Annotated in this window: 19 protein-coding genes and 2 pseudogenes; 5 read left to right on the top strand and 16 right to left on the bottom strand. The window is 35.9% G+C overall.

Annotated elements, in window-relative coordinates; all coding sequences use genetic code 11:
• The 16 genes and pseudogenes from rplX to rpsL all read right to left on the bottom strand — a co-directional run bounded on the left by rplX (window position 1) and on the right by rpsL (window position 8,925).
• Window positions 1-312 carry a 50S ribosomal protein L24 gene (gene rplX, locus AACY93_RS08535; protein ID WP_040492227.1) on the bottom strand — a complete coding sequence of 104 codons (312 nt, stop codon included), beginning with the start codon at window positions 310-312 and terminating at the stop codon, window positions 1-3.
• 11 nt (window positions 313-323) lie between these two features.
• Entirely contained in the window at window positions 324-692 is a 369-nt protein-coding gene (rplN, locus tag AACY93_RS08530; protein ID WP_007650464.1) for a 50S ribosomal protein L14, read from the bottom strand.
• A gap of 2 nt (window positions 693-694) precedes the next feature.
• Entirely contained in the window at window positions 695-952 is a 258-nt protein-coding gene (gene rpsQ, locus AACY93_RS08525) for a 30S ribosomal protein S17 (protein WP_040492188.1), read from the bottom strand.
• 13 nt (window positions 953-965) lie between these two features.
• The gene (gene rpmC / locus AACY93_RS08520) at window positions 966-1,157 is read right to left on the bottom strand and encodes a 50S ribosomal protein L29 (protein ID WP_007650467.1); all 192 of its coding nucleotides are present in this window, start codon (window positions 1,155-1,157) and stop codon (window positions 966-968) included.
• Between the two features lie 13 nt (window positions 1,158-1,170).
• A complete protein-coding gene (gene rplP / locus AACY93_RS08515; protein WP_007650469.1) occupies window positions 1,171-1,590 on the bottom strand; it encodes a 50S ribosomal protein L16 in 420 nt (139 codons plus the stop codon).
• 22 nt (window positions 1,591-1,612) lie between these two features.
• A complete protein-coding gene (gene rpsC / locus AACY93_RS08510) occupies window positions 1,613-2,338 on the bottom strand; it encodes a 30S ribosomal protein S3 (protein WP_007650471.1) in 726 nt (241 codons plus the stop codon).
• A gap of 9 nt (window positions 2,339-2,347) precedes the next feature.
• Window positions 2,348-2,755 (bottom strand): 50S ribosomal protein L22, encoded by a 408-nt coding sequence (gene rplV / locus AACY93_RS08505; RefSeq protein ID WP_286852669.1) that lies wholly within the window; start codon window positions 2,753-2,755, stop codon window positions 2,348-2,350.
• Window positions 2,756-2,761: 6 nt separating this feature from the next.
• Window positions 2,762-3,040: pseudogene (gene rpsS / locus AACY93_RS08500) on the bottom strand (30S ribosomal protein S19).
• 6 nt (window positions 3,041-3,046) lie between these two features.
• Window positions 3,047-3,871: a 50S ribosomal protein L2 gene (gene rplB / locus AACY93_RS08495; RefSeq protein WP_286852670.1), complete on the bottom strand. Its 825-nt coding sequence runs from the start codon at window positions 3,869-3,871 to the stop codon at window positions 3,047-3,049.
• Window positions 3,872-3,881: 10 nt separating this feature from the next.
• On the bottom strand, window positions 3,882-4,172 hold the full coding sequence (gene rplW / locus AACY93_RS08490; RefSeq protein WP_286852671.1) for a 50S ribosomal protein L23: 291 nt from the start codon (window positions 4,170-4,172) through the stop codon (window positions 3,882-3,884).
• A gap of 7 nt (window positions 4,173-4,179) precedes the next feature.
• Complete coding sequence (gene rplD / locus AACY93_RS08485; protein WP_286852672.1) at window positions 4,180-4,809, bottom strand: 50S ribosomal protein L4; 630 nt, start codon at window positions 4,807-4,809, stop codon at window positions 4,180-4,182.
• Window positions 4,809-5,426 (bottom strand): 50S ribosomal protein L3, encoded by a 618-nt coding sequence (rplC, locus tag AACY93_RS08480; RefSeq protein WP_007650481.1) that lies wholly within the window; start codon window positions 5,424-5,426, stop codon window positions 4,809-4,811. Before rplC ends, rplD begins: the two co-directional genes overlap by 1 nt.
• A gap of 172 nt (window positions 5,427-5,598) precedes the next feature.
• Window positions 5,599-5,904 (bottom strand): 30S ribosomal protein S10, encoded by a 306-nt coding sequence (rpsJ, locus tag AACY93_RS08475; RefSeq protein ID WP_007650482.1) that lies wholly within the window; start codon window positions 5,902-5,904, stop codon window positions 5,599-5,601.
• Window positions 5,905-5,916: 12 nt separating this feature from the next.
• Window positions 5,917-8,043: an elongation factor G gene (gene fusA / locus AACY93_RS08470; protein ID WP_286852673.1), complete on the bottom strand. Its 2,127-nt coding sequence runs from the start codon at window positions 8,041-8,043 to the stop codon at window positions 5,917-5,919.
• A gap of 6 nt (window positions 8,044-8,049) precedes the next feature.
• Complete coding sequence (gene rpsG, locus AACY93_RS08465; RefSeq protein WP_007650485.1) at window positions 8,050-8,526, bottom strand: 30S ribosomal protein S7; 477 nt, start codon at window positions 8,524-8,526, stop codon at window positions 8,050-8,052.
• A gap of 24 nt (window positions 8,527-8,550) precedes the next feature.
• On the bottom strand, window positions 8,551-8,925 hold the full coding sequence (rpsL, locus tag AACY93_RS08460) for a 30S ribosomal protein S12 (protein WP_040492199.1): 375 nt from the start codon (window positions 8,923-8,925) through the stop codon (window positions 8,551-8,553).
• 343 nt (window positions 8,926-9,268) lie between these two features.
• Here rpsL and AACY93_RS08455 point away from each other — a divergent pair, with 343 nt between their 5' ends.
• The 5 genes and pseudogenes from AACY93_RS08455 to AACY93_RS08435 form a co-directional block, all read left to right on the top strand.
• Window positions 9,269-10,963, top strand: coding sequence for a POTRA domain-containing protein (locus tag AACY93_RS08455; RefSeq protein ID WP_286852674.1), 1,695 nt, complete (start codon window positions 9,269-9,271; stop codon window positions 10,961-10,963).
• A gap of 120 nt (window positions 10,964-11,083) precedes the next feature.
• On the top strand, window positions 11,084-14,230 hold the full coding sequence (locus tag AACY93_RS08450; protein ID WP_286852675.1) for a SusC/RagA family TonB-linked outer membrane protein: 3,147 nt from the start codon (window positions 11,084-11,086) through the stop codon (window positions 14,228-14,230).
• A 17-nt stretch (window positions 14,231-14,247) separates the two neighbouring features.
• Window positions 14,248-15,690 (top strand): SusD/RagB family nutrient-binding outer membrane lipoprotein, encoded by a 1,443-nt coding sequence (locus AACY93_RS08445; protein WP_286852676.1) that lies wholly within the window; start codon window positions 14,248-14,250, stop codon window positions 15,688-15,690.
• A gap of 13 nt (window positions 15,691-15,703) precedes the next feature.
• The gene (locus tag AACY93_RS08440) at window positions 15,704-16,549 is read left to right on the top strand and encodes a hypothetical protein (protein WP_286852677.1); all 846 of its coding nucleotides are present in this window, start codon (window positions 15,704-15,706) and stop codon (window positions 16,547-16,549) included.
• A 21-nt stretch (window positions 16,550-16,570) separates the two neighbouring features.
• Window positions 16,571-16,864: pseudogene (locus AACY93_RS08435) on the top strand (hypothetical protein); the annotation flags it as partial.

Here is a 16,864-nt window from a genome sequence, read left to right as displayed (position 1 = left end):
CTAAATTACTTCATTAGATTTTTTAGAAAATCTCACTTTTTTATCGCCTTCCATTCTGTACCCAACTCTGGTTGTTTCCCCTTTAGAGGTTAACAATGATAGGTTGGAAATTTGAATAGCTGCTTCTTTTTCTACGATTCCACCTTGAGGGTTCTGTGCACTTGGCTTAGTGTGTTTCTTTACCATGTTGATTCCCTCAACGATCGCTTTGTTCTTATCTTTTAATACTTTAAGCACTTTCCCTTCAGAACCTTTATGGTCTCCGGCTATTACTTTTACGGTATCTCCTGATTTTATTTTAAGCTTTGTCATTTTATTTTGCATTAAAGCACTTCAGGTGCTAATGATACAATTTTCATGAATTGTTTATCACGAAGTTCTCTTGCAACAGGACCAAATACACGTGTTCCTCTCATCTCACCGGTTGGGTTTAATAAAACACATGCGTTATCGTCAAATCTTATATAAGATCCATCTGGTCTTCTTACTTCTTTTCTTGTACGTACAACAACTGCAGTTGAAACAGCACCTTTTTTAATGTTTCCATTAGGTGTTGCATCTTTAACTGTAACAACAATTTTGTCGCCAACAGATGCGTATCTTCTCTTGGTACCACCTAGAACACGTATGGTCAATACTTCTTTTGCTCCAGTGTTATCAGCTACTTTTAATCTTGATTCTGTTTGTATCATAATTATTTAGCTCTTTCAATTATTTCAACTAGTCTCCAACATTTGGATTTACTCATAGGCCTTGTTTCCATGATCTTTACAGTATCTCCAATGTTACAATCGTTTGTTTCGTCGTGCGCAACGTATTTTTTTGTTTTTAACACGAACTTTCCATACATAGGGTGTTTTACTTTTTTAACTTCAGAAACCACAATAGATTTCTGCATTTTGTTACTAGTAACAATTCCTATACGTTCTTTTCTTAAATTTCTTGTTTCCATCTTTTCGGCAGAATTATTGTAAATCTCTTTTAGTTAATTCGGTCGCAATTCTAGCTACGTCTCTTCTTAAGGAACGTAATTGAATTGGGTTCTCTAAAGGAGAGATTGTATGAGCCATTTTTAAATCTACATAGCTCTTTTTGGTTTCACTAAGTTTCTCTTGTAACTCAGCTACAGATAATTCTTTAATTTCTGATTGTTTCATAATATCAAATAAATTATGCTTCGTAATCTCGAGCAATTATAAACTTAGTTCTAACTGGTAGTTTTTGTGCTGCTAGACGTAAAGCTTCTTGAGCTACTTCTAATGGCACACCACCTACTTCAAATAATATTCTACCTGGTTTAACGGTTGCTACCCAGTATTCAACAGCACCTTTACCTTTACCCATACGTACTTCAAGAGGTTTCTTTGTGATAGGCTTGTCTGGGAAAATTTTAATCCAGATAGATCCTTCTCTCTTCATGAAACGTGTAGCAGCAATACGTGCAGCTTCTATTTGACGAGCTGTAACAAAGCTTGTGTCTAACGATTTTATACCAAAAGTTCCACTGGATAAACGGTGACCCCTTCCGGCGTTACCTTTCATGCGTCCCTTTTGTTGCTTACGAAATTTTGTTTTTTTAGGCTGTAACATTTTTTGTGTTCTTTATAAAAAATTACTTTCTACGACGAGGGTTGGATTTGTTTCCACCACGTCCTCCGGTTCCACCTTTTCCTTGCTTCTTAGATAACCCAACAAGAGGAGAAAGTTCTCTTTTACCATATACTTCGCCTTTCATGATCCATACTTTAATCCCTAATCTACCATAAGTAGTGTGGGCCTCAACTAAAGCGTAATCAATATCGGCTCTGAACGTTGATAAAGGAATACGTCCTTCTTTGTAGTGTTCGCTTCGTGCCATCTCGGCACCATTTAAACGACCACTGATTTGGATTTTAATTCCTTCTGCATTCATTCGCATGGTTGCAGCGATAGCCATTTTGATTGCACGTCTGTAAGAAATTCTGTTTTCTATTTGACGAGCAACACTAGCTGCCACCAATTGCGCATCAAGTTCTGGTCTTTTAATTTCAAATATGTTAATTTGAACTTCTTTACCAGTAATTTTCTTAAGCTCTTCTTTTAACTTGTCTACCTCTTGACCTCCTTTACCAATAATGATACCAGGACGGGCCGTTGTGATAGTAACGGTTACAAGTTTAAGGGTTCTTTCGATAATTACTCTTGAAACACTAGCTTTAGATAGACGTGCGTGAACGTACTTTCTGATCTTATCGTCTTCGGCAAGTTTATCGCCATAATCGTTTCCTCCGTACCAGTTAGATTCCCATCCTCTGATAATTCCTAAGCGATTTCCGATTGGATTTGTTTTTTGTCCCATATCTCTATCTTAACTTTGTGTGTTATTATTGGCTCCTACCACAACTGTTACGTGGTTTGAACGTTTTCTAATTCTGTATGCGCGACCTTGAGGTGCTGGACGTAATCTTTTTAACATAGATCCGCCATCCACTCTTATTTCTTTTATAAACAATTCAGCCTCTTCAATATTGGCATCTTCGTTTTTTGCTTGCCAGTTTGCAATTGCAGACAGTAACAAGGTTTCTAAACGGTTTGATGCTTCTTTTTGACTGAATTTTAAAATATTAAGCGCTTTCTCAACTTTTTCGCCTCTTACTAAATCGGCTACTAAACGCATTTTTCTTGGTGATGTAGGACAGTTATTAAGTTTAGCAAAAGCAATGTGCTTTTTCTCTTCCTTAATCGCGTCTGCCATTTGTTTTTTACGACTTCCCATAGCTTACTACTTTTTACCTTTGTTTTTAGCACCTGCATGACCTCTAAAAGATCTTGTTGGTGAAAATTCTCCTAATTTATGTCCTACCATATTTTCAGTTACATATACTGGTACGAATTGACGACCGTTATGAACTGCAATAGTTTGTCCAACAAAATCTGGGGTAATCATACTGGCTCTAGACCAAGTTTTGATTACTGATTTTTTTCCAGATTCAACGTTATCTTGAACTTTCTTCTCTAATTTATAATGAACGTAAGGTCCTTTATTTCATGATCTTGACATGACTTATTATTTCTTTCTACGTTCTACAATATATTTATTACTCGCTTTTGTTTTAGAACGGGTTCTATAACCTTTAGCAGGTAAACCTTTTCTAGAACGTGGATGACCACCTGAGGCTCGTCCTTCTCCACCACCCATTGGATGATCAATAGGGTTCATTACCACTGGTCTTGTTCGTGGACGTCTTCCTAACCATCTTGTTCTACCTGCTTTACCAGATACTAACAATTGATGGTCTGAGTTTGATATAACCCCTACAGTTGCCATACATGTTACCAATACCAAACGGGTTTCTCCTGAAGGAAGTTTGATAGTTGCAAACTTCTCTCCTCTTGCCATTAATTGTGCAAATGTACCAGCACTACGAGCCATAACAGCTCCTTGTCCTGGACGCAACTCAACACAAGAAATAATGGTTCCCAAAGGAATTTTACTTAATGGCATGGCGTTACCAATTTCAGTAGGAGCAGTATCACCAGATACCACTGTTTGCCCTACTTGCAAACCGTTTTGTGCAATTATGTATGCTTTTTCACCATCTTGATAGTGCAATAATGCAATAAAAGCTGTTCTGTTTGGATCGTACTCAATAGACTTAACTTCTGCTGGAATTCCAGTTTTGTTACGTTTGAAATCGATAATACGATACTTTCTCTTATGACCTCCACCTATGTAGCGCATGGTCATTTTTCCTTGACTGTTTCTACCACCTGAACGTTTTTTCGGAGCTAATAAACTTTTCTCCGGCTTATCAGTAGTTATGGCGTCATACCCATTTACTACTCTAAATCGCTGTCCTGGTGTGATTGGTTTTAATTTTCTTACTGACATCTTAGTCTAATTACATGTTACTGTATAAATCAATCATTTCACCTTCCGCCAGTTGTACAATTGCTTTTTTAACAGCATTTGTTTTACCATGTTGAATCCCAGTTTTTGTAAACTTGGTCTTTCTATCTGGACGGACATTAATAGTACGAACTTTTTCAACAGAAACGCCATAAGCAGCTTCCACCGCTTTTTTAATTTCTACCTTGTTCGCCTTGGTATTCACTGAGAATGTATAGCAGTTTCTTAACTCGCTATCAGCTGTCGCTTTTTCTGTGATTATAGGTTTAATTAAGATATTCATTTGTTTCTTATTTACTTAAATTCGATTCAATTTCTTCTAAAGAACTCTCCAATAGCACTACTTGATTTGCATTTAAAATCTTGTAAGTGCTTAATTCTGAGTTGCTTATAACTTCAGAGCCTTTTAAATTGCGTGACGACAAATATACATTATTATTTGAAGCGCCCAACACAAATAGAGACTTTTTGTTTTCCAGGTCTAAAGCCTTTAAAACGGCAACGAAATTTTTTGTTTTTGGGGAATCAAAATTAAAGTCTTCCAATACCACAATTGATTTTTCGTTTGCTTTAATGCTCAAGGCCGATTTTCTAGCTAAACGCTTTAAACTTTTGTTTAATTTAAAACCATAGTTTCTTGGTCTTGGACCAAACATACGTCCACCACCTTTAAAAACTCCAGACTTGATAGATCCAGCTCTAGCTGTACCAGTTCCTTTTTGTTTTTTAATTTTACGTGTACTTCCAGAAATCTCAGCTCTTTCTTTAGCTTTGTGAGTTCCTTGTCTTTGGTTTGCCAAATATTGTTTAACATCCAAATATACAGCGTGATTATTAGGCTCAATAGCAAAAACAGCATCAGAAAGGTCTGCCTTTCTTCCTGTTTCTTTTCCGTTTATATCTAAAACTGCTACTTTCATTATTTCTGAATAATTACATAAGCGTTTTTATGACCAGGCACACAGCCTTTAACCACAAGTAAGTTCTTTTCTGGAACTACTTTTAAAACTCTTAAATTTTCAACTTTTACTTTATCAGTTCCCATTCTACCGGCCATTTTCATTCCTTTAAATACTCTTGCAGGATATGAAGCAGCACCAATAGAACCTGGAGCTCTTAAACGGTTGTGTTGACCGTGGGTAGCTTGACCTACACCACCAAAACCGTGACGTTTTACAACTCCTTGGAAGCCTTTACCTTTTGAAGTTCCAGAGATATCTACAAACTCCCCTTCAATAAAGTGCTCTACAGTTATTGCATCACCTAATTTGTACTCCTTATCAAAACCTTTGAATTCAGCGATTTTGCGTTTTACAGAAGTTCCTGCTTTTTTTGCGTGACCTAAGTCTGCTTTGGTAGCACTTTTTTCTGTCGCGTCATCGAAACCAAGTTGAATGGCTTTGTAACCGTCAACTTCTTCAGTTCTGACTTGGGTAACGATACATGGTCCAGCTTCGATTACTGTACATGGAATGTTTTTTCCATTTTCATCGAAAATGCTGGTCATACCGATTTTTTTTCCTATTAACCCAGACATATTTTGTTTTTTTAGTATGGACAATTCGCGACTTGTCCTTTTTGTTTGTTTTTCTATGGACAAGTCGCGACTTGTCCTTATTTAAAATTCAAGGCTGAAAAATACGTTTCAGCCTTGAATTGTATTTTTCCGTTTTTCCCTAACCATCGTTAAGGACATGTTCTTGTCTTACTTACACCTTTATCTCTACTTCAACACCACTTGGCAATTCAAGTTTCATCAAAGCGTCGATGGTTTTTGAAGAAGACGAGTAGATATCCAATAATCTCTTGTATGAGCTTAATTGAAATTGTTCTCTGGACTTCTTGTTAACGTGAGGTGAACGCAATACAGTGAAAATCTTTTTGTGAGTTGGTAATGGAATTGGTCCCGTTACTACAGCTCCAGTACTTTTTACTGTTTTTACAATCTTATCAGCAGATTTATCTACTAAATTGTGATCGTAAGACTTTAATTTTATTCTAATTTTTTGACTCATTTTCTTAAGATTTTAAGCTTCTACGCCTTTAGCTGCTTTAATAACTTCTTCTGAAATATTTGAAGGAGTTTCAGCATAGTGTGAAAATTCCATTGTTGATGTTGCACGTCCTGAAGACAAGGTTCTTAATGTGGTTACATAACCAAACATTTCTGATAGAGGTACAGTAGCTTTAACAGTTTTTGCTCCTGCTCTGTCTCCCATATCGCTTACCTGTCCACGACGACGGTTTAAATCTCCTACTATATCACCCATATTTTCTTCTGGAGTAATTACTTCCAGTTTCATTATAGGCTCCATGATTACAGCTTTTGCAGCTTTTGCAGCAGCTTTAAATCCTAATTTTGCTGCCAATTCGAAAGATAATTGATCAGAATCCACATCGTGGTATGAACCATCTGTTAATGTTACTTTCATAGCATCAACTTCGTATCCTGCCAATGGACCATTTTGCATAGCCATTTTGAATCCTTTTTCAATAGAAGGAATAAATTCTTTAGGAACGTTACCTCCTTTAATTTCTGAAACGAATTCCAATCCTACTTTTCCTTCTTCAGCTGGTTCTAGCGTGAATACAATATCAGCAAATTTACCACGACCACCAGATTGTTTCTTATAAACTTCCCTGTGTTCAGCCTTTTTTGTGATGGCTTCTTTGTACTCTACTTGAGGTTGACCTTGGTTTACTTCAACCTTGAACTCACGTCTTAAACGGTCAACAATAATATCTAAGTGAAGCTCACCCATTCCAGAAATGATAGTCTGTCCTGAAGCTTCGTCTGTTCTAACAGTAAATGTTGGATCTTCTTCTGCCAATTTAGATAAAGCCATCCCTAATTTGTCAACATCTGCTTTAGTTTTTGGCTCCACAGCTATACCAATTACTGGATCTGGGAAGTTCATTGATTCTAAAACAATTGGATGTTTTTCATCAGACATGGTGTCTCCTGTCTTAATATCTTTAAAACCTACAGCAGCTCCAATATCTCCAGCTTCGATAAAATCGATAGCGTTTTGCTTGTTTGCGTGCATTTGATAGATTCTAGAAATACGCTCTTTTTTTCCTGAACGGTTGTTTAGGATATAAGAACCAGCGTCCAAACGCCCTGAATAAGCTCTAAAGAAAGCCAAACGTCCCACAAAAGGATCGGTTGCAATTTTAAAGGCTAATGCAGCAAAAGGCTCATTAACATCAGGTTTACGCGTTTCTTCTTTTTCTGTATTAGGATTAATCCCTTTAATATTATCTCTATCCAATGGAGAAGGCAAATAACGACATACAGCATCTAAAAGGAACTGTACCCCTTTATTTTTGAATGAAGAACCACAGATCATTGGTATGATAGCCATGTCCATAACAGCGGCTCTTAAGGCAGCATGTACTTCTTCTTCTGTGATAGAGTTTTCATCTTCCATGAATTTCTCTAACAGGTTTTCATCGTAACTAGCTACTTCTTCTATCAATAAAGCTCTATATTCACGAACTTCATCTTTCATATCCTCTGGAATATCTACAATATCAAAAGTAGAACCAAAGTTATCTTCGTGCCATATAATGGCTCTGTTCTTTACTAAATCTACAACCCCTTTAAAATCTGCTTCATCACCAATTGGCAATACAATTGGCACTGAATTGGAGCCTAACATTTCTTTTACTTGTCTAGAAACCTCCAGAAAGTTTGCACCTTGACGGTCCATTTTGTTAACAAAACCAATTCTTGGCACTTTATAGTTGTCTGCCAATCTCCAGTTAGTTTCAGATTGTGGCTCTACACCATCCACTGCACTAAATAAGAACACCAAACCATCCAAAACACGTAAAGAACGGTTTACTTCAACCGTAAAATCTACGTGGCCAGGAGTATCAATAATATTAAAGTGATAATCTTTAGCATCCTCTGTTGGCTCACCATTTTCTCTAGGAAATGTCCAGTCGCAAGTAGTTGCTGCAGAAGTAATTGTAATACCTCTTTCTGCTTCTTGCTCCATCCAATCCATAGTTGAAGACCCTTCATGGGTCTCTCCTATTTTATGATTAACTCCAGTGTAAAATAATATTCGCTCAGTTGTTGTTGTTTTACCAGCATCAATATGAGCTGCAATTCCTATGTTTCTTGTATATTTTAAATCTCTTGCCATTTGTTACTAGAATCTAAAGTGTGAGAATGCTTTGTTTGCTTCTGCCATTTTATGAGTATCTACTCGTTTCTTTACAGCTGCTCCTTCTTCTTTAGCTGCTGCTAAAATTTCTGAAGCTAAACGCTGTGCCATAGATTTTTCGTTTCTTTTACGGGAATAACTAATAAGCCATTTCATTGCTGTAGAAACTTTTCTATCTGGTCTAATCTGCATAGGGATTTGAAAAGTGGCACCTCCCACACGACGGCTACGTACTTCTACGTGAGGCATCACATTGGATAAGGCATCTTTCCACAACTCCAAAGCAGTTTTTTCTTCGTCTGTTTTCTTTTGATCCACGATATCGATTGCATCGTAAAACACTTTAAAAGCTACTGACTTTTTACCATCCCACATCATCATGTTAACGAATCTAGTTACCAACTGATCGTTGAAACGTGGATCTGGTAAAAGCGGTCTTTTTTTCGCTTGTCTTTTTCTCATGTCTTCTTCTTAAGTTTTCTTTAATTAACTTTTAGGGCGTTTTGCACCATACTTAGATCTACGTTGTGTTCTACCTGCAACACCTGCTGTGTCCAAGGCGCCACGAACGATGTGATATCTAACTCCTGGCAAATCTTTTACCCTTCCACCTCTAACCAATACTATCGAGTGCTCTTGCAAATTGTGTCCTTCTCCTGGAATGTATGCGTTCACCTCTTTACCATTTGTCAACCTTACCCTTGCTACTTTACGCATTGCCGAGTTAGGTTTTTTAGGTGTTGTAGTGTAAACACGAGTACAAACTCCACGTCTTTGTGGACACGAATCTAAAGCAACCGATTTACTCTTCTTGGTTATTTTGGCTCTTCCTTTTCGTACTAATTGTGAAATTGTTGGCATATATTTTATATAATATTTTACAAATACCTCTTATTAGAGGGCTGCAAAGGTAGAAATATATTTTAAACTTTCAAATGTTAATTGATTAATTTTCACATCATAGACATTTTTTTTTCAAACAGCTTTTTAAAATGGTTTCACACCTATATCATGAAAGCTTATTGCCATAAAAGAAGAAGCTGGGATAAAAAAGAATCCATACATGTATATGCATGGCAGTTTTTATCGATATAATATGGGCAATTTTGCGCTGAACAAAAAAATTAATATTACAGATATATAATAAATGTTCTTTTTACGTTAGTTTTACAAATCCAATAGTTTTCCCTAACAGTTGTAAAAAGTGATTAAATCATTACACGCTATACTTATTATATCTTTCTTTTTTTCTTCGGAAATGCTCTGTCAAGAGTTACAATTAAAAATAACCGGAAAAGACTCCCTTGAAACCAAAACCATAGGCTCCATTAGGTATGAAAAATACCATAGGGATTTTGAGTCCATCTCAAACGAGTTAACAGCCTTTAGAAAAAAATTGAACTCCCTAGGCTATATTGAAAGTAAAATGTTGCCTTTAAGAAAAGAAGATTCGATCTTTAACGCCAAGTTTTTACTAAACACCAAATACAATTACCTAAATATATTTTTCACAGACAGCCTTGTCTCCAGAAAAATTTTGGAAAAGTTGTCCAACAATATTTCCGAAGGCCAATTTAGCATTCCAATTGAAGATACAGAAAGGGTGCTTACTGCCATTAATTTAAAGCTATCGGAAAATGGAGACCCTTTTAGCACATTAAAATTATCGGACATCACCATCAACAACAAAGGTGAAATTGATGCAACACTCATACGCTCCGAAAAGACACAAGTGAGACGCATTGACAAAGTCATTATCAAAGGTTATGAGAAATTCCCGAAGTCTTTTTTAAAAAACTATCTTAAAGTCAAGGAACAACAAGTTTTCAACTTAACACAAATAAAAAAACAAATAACAGATTTAAACGAACTGAATTTTGCTAGGCAACTAAAAGACCCTGAAGTTCTCTTTACAAAAGACTCGACCACATTGTATGTGTTTATTGAAAAAGTAAAAAGCAACAATTTTGATGGCTTTATTGGTTTTGGAACCAATGAGGAGACAAACAACATAGAGTTTAGTGGCTATTTAAATCTAGAATTGAACAATAATTTGAATTACGGAGAGTCTTTTAGGTTGGTTTACAAAAGTGACGAAAACGATCAAAAGAATTTTTTGGTGAATTTAAACCTGCCTTATTTATTCAATTCGCCCATTGGAACAGAGCTGGAACTAAGTTTGCTGAAAAAAGATTCTTCTTTTTCTACCGTAAACCAAAATGCCAAACTATTCTATCAAATAAACCCAAAAAACAATGTGTTTGTTGGTATCAGATCCATTAAATCGAACAACCTACTGGATTCCCTATACAGCAATCCTACCATTCAGGATTACACTTCAACATTTTACAATGTTCGTTACCTATACAGAAAACGGCAAAAAGACAATATGCTATTCAACACCAAAACCCTATTGGATGTTCAATTTGAAACTGGAAACAGAACCTTTGAAAAACAAGACACAAAACAACAACAACTTGCTCTGGATGCCTATCACATTTTCAACTTGAACCAAAAAAACAACATTTATTTAAGAGGCACAGGTTTTGGTTTGTTTTCTGATACGTATTTTGAAAACGAATTGGCCAGGTTTGGAGGCATTAATTCCATAAGGGGATTTGAAGAAAACAGCCTGTCGGCAACACAATTTGGGGTTTTAAATACAGAATATAGATATGTCTTCAATAACAGTATTTACATCCATACCATCATAGACTTTGCCTATTTGGAAAACAAACTCATAGCACAGAAGGAAAAACTCTACAGTTTTGGGTTTGGGTTTGGGTTAATTACCAAAGCTGGACTGCTAAAGTTCAATTTTGCCAATGGTAAAAACGAAAACCAAACTTTTAAATTCTCGAATTCTCAAGTACATTTAAGTCTTACAGCATTTTTTTAGGGGTTTTTTAACTAAAATTCACGGTATTTTTAAAAAAAATTAAAATTTTAACCCTTAAATATTGTTTAATTAACTTTTTATTATGATTTTTGGCGTAGACTAATTCAAATAAAATATAAAATGAAAACAAAGTTTAGTGGAATTTTAACGCTATTCCTAGCGTTTGTTGTGCAATTTACGTTTGCACAAGAAAAAACAATTTCAGGAACTGTGTCCGATGAAAACGGGTTACCCCTTCCTGGAGTTAATATTATTGTAAAAGGTACGACCAATGGTACACAAACAGATTTTGATGGAAACTATTCCATCACTGCGAGTACTGGAGATGTCTTATCTTACTCTTTCGTTGGTTATACCAAAAAAGAAATGACTGTTGGAGCTTCCAACAACATTAGCTTTAGTATGACCCCTGATGTAACTGCTATCGATGAAGTAGTAATTACGGCTTTAGGGATTAAGAAAGAAGAAAAATCAATTGGTTACGCTGTTCAAAAAGTTGATGGTGACGACATTGCTGAGTCCAATGAGACAAACGTGGTTAACTCGCTTTCTGGTAAAGTTGCTGGTGTTCAGGTTACTAACAGTTCTGGTGCAACAGGTTCTTCTTCAAGAATCGTTTTAAGAGGTGCATCCAGTATTACTGGTGACAACCAACCTTTATTTGTTATTGATGGTATTTATGTTGATAACTCAAATTATGGAACTGCAGGCGATGGTGGTGGATTTGATTTACCAAATGGAGCTGCTGACATTAACCCTGATGATATTGAATCTGTAACAGTATTAAAAGGTCCAAACGCAGCTGCGCTATATGGTCTTCGTGCTGCTAATGGTGTAATTGTTATTACTACCAAAAAAGGTTCGACATCTAAAGATAAGTTAGGTATTACATTTAGTTCATCCGCTTCTTTTGAGAACCCATTATTATTACCAGATTTCCAAAACTCTTATGGACAAGGTGGAAACCCTTTCTATTTTGAATTTATAGATGGACAAAACGGTGATGGTGGAATTGATGAAAGTTGGGGTCCTGCTTTAGATGTAGGTTACGAATTCGTACAATGGAATTCTTACACTGTTGATGGAGCACCTCTTCCATGGGTATCTCAACCAGACAATATTAAAGATTTCTATGAAACTGGACTTACTTTAAACAATAATATCTCCTTCACTGGAGGTACAGATAAAACTAATTTTAGATTATCTTTAGGTTTATTGGATCAAGAAGGTATGGTTCCTAACACAGATTTTAGAAGATACAATATTGCAGGAGTAACATCTATGCAGGTTAGTGACAAAATCAATGTGTCTTTAAATGCTAAATATATCAGATCTGAGGCTGACAACTTAGTAACTGTAGGTTACAGTAATGCAAACCCAGTACAACAGATGATTTGGTCTGGTCGTAACGTAGATTTCAATGCGTTAAAAGATTGGCAAAACTTACCGTTAGCTGCTGAAGGTACTGCTGCTGAAGGAACGCCTTTAAACTGGAATACTGTTTTCCAAAACAACCCTTTCTGGTATTTAGATAACAACTTAAATGCTTATAATAAAGACCGTATAATTGGTGGTGTAAACCTTTCTTTTGATGTTACCAATTGGTTAACAATATCTGGTAAAACAGGAGTTGACTTCTGGAAATCTCAAACTAGAGAGAATAAAGCGGTTGGATCTAATGATGCCCCTGAAGGTTACTACAGAGTCATTGACAGAACTTTCTATGAAGTTAACAGTGAAGTATTATTATCTTCTGCTGGAAACATTACTGATGATTTTACATACTCTTTAAATGTAGGTGGAAACACCATGTACAGAAAGAATGATTTAATTTATGCTACTGCACCTCAATTAGAGTTACCAGGTTTATATAACGTAAGTAACGTGAAAACTGGTGTGGATCCAATACAAGGAGCAACATATGCAGAGCAAAAAATTAACAGTTTATATGGATTTGGACAAATAGGTTTCAAAAACATGTTGTTTGTTGACGTTACTGCAAGAAATGATTGGTCTAGTTTATTACCAACAGACAACAACTCCTTTTTCTATCCTTCGGTAACTTTAAGTGCTGTATTGAGTGATATTTTCAATATGGATAAATCAACTGTATCTTTACTAAAAGTAAGAGGTGGTTGGTCTAAAGTAGGATCTACTGGAGCTTTAGGAGCTTACAGATTACAAGATGTTTACCAATTTGCTACAGATGGTTGGGATGGTACAAACTTTGTGTTCTTACCTTCAGCAATCAACAATCCAGAAATTGGACCTGAGACAACCAGTGGTTATGAATTTGGTTTAGATGCTAGATTGTTTGAAAACAGATTGCGTTTTGATTTTACTTACTACGATCAAACGTCTGAAGACTTGATTGTGGACGTACAATTATCATCTGCAACAGGTAGTGGTTCTTCCCTACAAAATGTTGGTGAAATGAGAAATAAAGGTATGGAAGTTCAATTAGGAGGTACTTTAGTGAAAACTGATGATTGGCAAGTTGACTTAGAACTTAACTGGGCTAAAAACGACAACGAAGTGGTATCTTTAGGTGACCTTGAAACTTTAGTTTTAGGTGGACAATGGAGTACTACAATTGAGGCAAGAGTTGGTGAATCTTATGGAACAATTGTTGGTCCTGCTTTTGAAAGAGCTCCAAATGGGGAAATTCTTTATGAAAATGGTTTACCAGTAATTGGTGGAAGTGAAGTATTAGGAAACGTGACTCCAGATTGGACTGGTGGTGCTAATTTAATTGTATCTTACAAAAACTTTAGATTTGATGCTTTAGTGGATGGAAAAATGGGTGGAGATATCTACACCATGACAACTTCTTGGGGTAGATATGCAGGTGTACTTGATGAAACAATGCAAGGACGTGAAACTGGTGTAATTGGACAAGGTACTATGAATATTGGTACAGAAGCTAACCCTGAATATGTTCCTAATAATGTGATTGTATCTGCTGAAAACTACAACAAAAAAGCATTCTCTAACAGTATTGCTGAAAGTTCTGTGTTTGATGCATCTTACATCAAATTAAGACAATTAGGATTGACTTATACTTTCCCTAAAAAATGGTTAGCTAATATTGCTTTAGACGATGTAAATTTCTCTGTTGTAGGTAGAAATTTAGCTTTCCTTTACAAGAAAGTACCTCATATCGATCCAGAATCTGCATTCAGTAATGATAATGGAAACCAAGGTCAAGAATTTGGTCAACTACCTTCTGCAAGAAGTATTTCATTTAATGTTAACCTTAAATTCTAATTTTAAAAAAATAGATTATGAAAAAAATAAATTTAATTGTCTTACTATTCATCGGCTTGGTATTTGTAAGCTGTGATAAAGACTTTGAAGAATTAAATAGCAATCCTAACGATCCTACTTCTGTTCCTGCAGAATTATTATTAGGGAGCATGATAAGAAGTACTGGAAACGTGATGTACAGTACCTTCAACGGTGGAGATATGGGAGCTTGCTGGGCACAACATTTCTCTAAAGTACAGTATAACGATGAAGAAAGATACATTCCAAGAGAGAGTGCTATAGGAAATGTATGGGCTGTTTTATACGAAAGTGTAGCTGCCGATGCCAATGCTATGTATGAACTAGCAGTACTTGAAGAAAATATGGTGGCTCAAGGTGCAGCTTTAACCATGAAAGCATATGCATTCTTATTGTTAACTGATCTTTACGGTGATATTCCATTCACTGAAGCTTTACAAGGAGCAACTAACATATCTCCAGTTTACGATTCTCAACAAACTGTTTACAATGGTTGTTTAGACCTTCTTGACGAAGCTATTTCTAAATTAAATCCTGCAAACGGAAGTTTGGATTCTAGCCAAGATATTATGTATGGAGGTGATGTATCCAAATGGAGAAAATTCGCTGCTTCTTTAAAATTCAGAGCTTTAATGCGTATGTCTGGAAAAGATGCAAGACCTAGCGAAATGCAAGCTTTAGTGAACAGTGGCCTATTGTTCTCTTCTAGTGCAGACGATGCAAACTTAGTTTATTTATCAGCTGCTCCTAATGCCAACCCAATTTACGAATCGGTGGTATTTGGAACTAGAAATGAGTGGAAAGTAAACAGTGCCATTGTAGATAGAATGGACGGAACTGTAGGTGGTTTTCCAGTTGATAATAGACTACCTGTAATTGCTCAGCCTAATGCAGATGGCGAGTATAGAGGAAAACCATCAGGTATTCAAGATGTACCAAGTGTGACATACAGCTATGCTAACGTATCACCTCTTGGTGAATTTTATTTACGTCCAGAATTACCAGCTGTATTCTTAAGCTATACAGAATTGCAATTCTTATTGGCTGAAGCTGCTTTTAAAAACTATATCTCTGGTGGAAATGCTGCTGCTGCTGCTTACTACCAAGCTGGAATTGAATCTAGTTTTGCTGATAATGATGGTGCAGATATTGCTGGTTACTATTCAGGATCTGTAATATATACTCCAGGATTTGCGATGGAGCAGATTTCTACACAAAAATGGTTGGCTTTATATAGTCAAGGTTTTGAAGCTTGGATTGAGTGGAGAAGAACTGGATATCCTGCATTAACTCCTGCAATTGATGGTGCTTTTAACGAAATTCCTTCAAGATTAACATACCCAGTAATTGAGCAATCTTTAAATGCTGCTAATTACAATGCTGCTGTAAGTAACTTACCAGGAGGAGATAAATTAACTTCACCAGTATGGTGGATGAACTAAAAAAAAAAGAAAAATGAAAAAATTAAATTATTTATTGACAATGTTTTTCGCGCTAACACTGTTTGTTGGTTGCGATACTGACCCTGATAATAATGCTCCAGTGACTGATGAAGCTGGTTTGGTTATTACAGTAGACGATTCAAGTGGAAAAGTATTAGGAACACCTCTTGATGCTAACGATCTTGAGAACTCAGAAATAGCATTTAATGATGCAGATATTGCTTTAGATTTTGTTTCCTTATTATCATTAGGAAATTATAATCAAGTTTCTAGTTTTGAAATAGTAAAAACTTTAAACAATGGACCTGAAGCCATAGTTGGAGACGTATCAACGTTACCTTTCAACTTAACTTATGATACAATTGATGAATATGTATCTGGATTAGGTGTTGAGGCTTCAGATTTAAGAATTGGAGATGTTTTTACTTTCAAAGTAAAATTATATCAAGCAGATGGTGACTTGTATTATTTTGCTCCAAGTATGGGAGAGTTTTCTGTAGTAGTTAACTGTGCTTCTAACTTAGCTGGTATGTATGATGTAACTGCAACCAGAGATGATGGAGCTAGTGTAAATCACGGTATTGAACCAGTAATTGAAATTTCACCAGGTTATTATAAAACAAAAACTACAGGTTTATGGGCTTTTGGCGCTATTGCTCCAGACCAAGGGTTTAACTTTAATGATACATGCAGTACATTAACTGTTCCACCTCAAAATCTAGCTCAAGGATATTACTCTAACGAAGTAAATCCAACTGATGATGGTTCTGTTTTACCTAACGGGAACTTAGAGATCAATTATGAAATTGGATTCTCTGCTGGTAATAGAACATATACAAATGTTTATGTTAAACAATAATAATCGACTAAAATTTTAAAGATGAAAAATAAATTAAAATCTATATTCTTACTTGCACTATCTGCTGGTGTTTTAGCTACTTCTTGTAGCGAAGACGACCACACTGGAGCTAGTATGATTAATTATACAAGTCCAACAGTTACGCTATCTACTGCTAGTACAAGCGTAGTGGTTGACGAAAGCATGATCGATCCGGACTTAGGATATGTAATTGAAGTTACAGCTTCTATTCCTGAGCCAGTATTCGTAGATCTTCATATTCCATTAGTACAAACTGGTGGAACAGCAGATTCAAGTGATTTCACTGCTGGAACT

The organism is uncultured Xanthomarina sp. (assembly GCF_963971605.1).
In the GTDB taxonomy this organism is placed as follows: Bacteria; Bacteroidota; Bacteroidia; order Flavobacteriales; family Flavobacteriaceae; genus Xanthomarina; species Xanthomarina gelatinilytica.
This window is presented reverse-complemented; position numbering and strand designations above follow the sequence as displayed.

Excerpts from the sequence above, each read along its gene's own strand:
- rpsG (WP_007650485.1), bottom strand. The coding sequence starts at position 8,526 with ATGAGAAAAAGACAAGCGAAAAAAAGACCGCTTTTACCAGATCCACGT.
- fusA (WP_286852673.1), bottom strand. The coding sequence starts at position 8,043 with ATGGCAAGAGATTTAAAATATACAAGAAACATAGGAATTGCAGCTCAT.
- rplV (WP_286852669.1), bottom strand. The coding sequence starts at position 2,755 with ATGGGAAGTCGTAAAAAACAAATGGCAGACGCGATTAAGGAAGAGAAA.
- AACY93_RS08450 (WP_286852675.1), top strand. The coding sequence starts at position 11,084 with ATGAAAACAAAGTTTAGTGGAATTTTAACGCTATTCCTAGCGTTTGTT.
- rpsC (WP_007650471.1), bottom strand. The coding sequence starts at position 2,338 with ATGGGACAAAAAACAAATCCAATCGGAAATCGCTTAGGAATTATCAGA.
- rplW (WP_286852671.1), bottom strand. The coding sequence starts at position 4,172 with ATGAATATCTTAATTAAACCTATAATCACAGAAAAAGCGACAGCTGAT.
- rplB (WP_286852670.1), bottom strand. The coding sequence starts at position 3,871 with ATGTCAGTAAGAAAATTAAAACCAATCACACCAGGACAGCGATTTAGA.
- rplP (WP_007650469.1), bottom strand. The coding sequence starts at position 1,590 with ATGTTACAGCCTAAAAAAACAAAATTTCGTAAGCAACAAAAGGGACGC.
- rplN (WP_007650464.1), bottom strand. The coding sequence starts at position 692 with ATGATACAAACAGAATCAAGATTAAAAGTAGCTGATAACACTGGAGCA.
- rpsJ (WP_007650482.1), bottom strand. The coding sequence starts at position 5,904 with ATGAGTCAAAAAATTAGAATAAAATTAAAGTCTTACGATCACAATTTA.
- rplC (WP_007650481.1), bottom strand. The coding sequence starts at position 5,426 with ATGTCTGGGTTAATAGGAAAAAAAATCGGTATGACCAGCATTTTCGAT.
- AACY93_RS08440 (WP_286852677.1), top strand. The coding sequence starts at position 15,704 with ATGAAAAAATTAAATTATTTATTGACAATGTTTTTCGCGCTAACACTG.
- rpsQ (WP_040492188.1), bottom strand. The coding sequence starts at position 952 with ATGGAAACAAGAAATTTAAGAAAAGAACGTATAGGAATTGTTACTAGT.
- AACY93_RS08445 (WP_286852676.1), top strand. The coding sequence starts at position 14,248 with ATGAAAAAAATAAATTTAATTGTCTTACTATTCATCGGCTTGGTATTT.
- rpmC (WP_007650467.1), bottom strand. The coding sequence starts at position 1,157 with ATGAAACAATCAGAAATTAAAGAATTATCTGTAGCTGAGTTACAAGAG.
- rplD (WP_286852672.1), bottom strand. The coding sequence starts at position 4,809 with ATGAAAGTAGCAGTTTTAGATATAAACGGAAAAGAAACAGGAAGAAAG.
- rpsL (WP_040492199.1), bottom strand. The coding sequence starts at position 8,925 with ATGCCAACAATTTCACAATTAGTACGAAAAGGAAGAGCCAAAATAACC.
- rplX (WP_040492227.1), bottom strand. The coding sequence starts at position 312 with ATGACAAAGCTTAAAATAAAATCAGGAGATACCGTAAAAGTAATAGCC.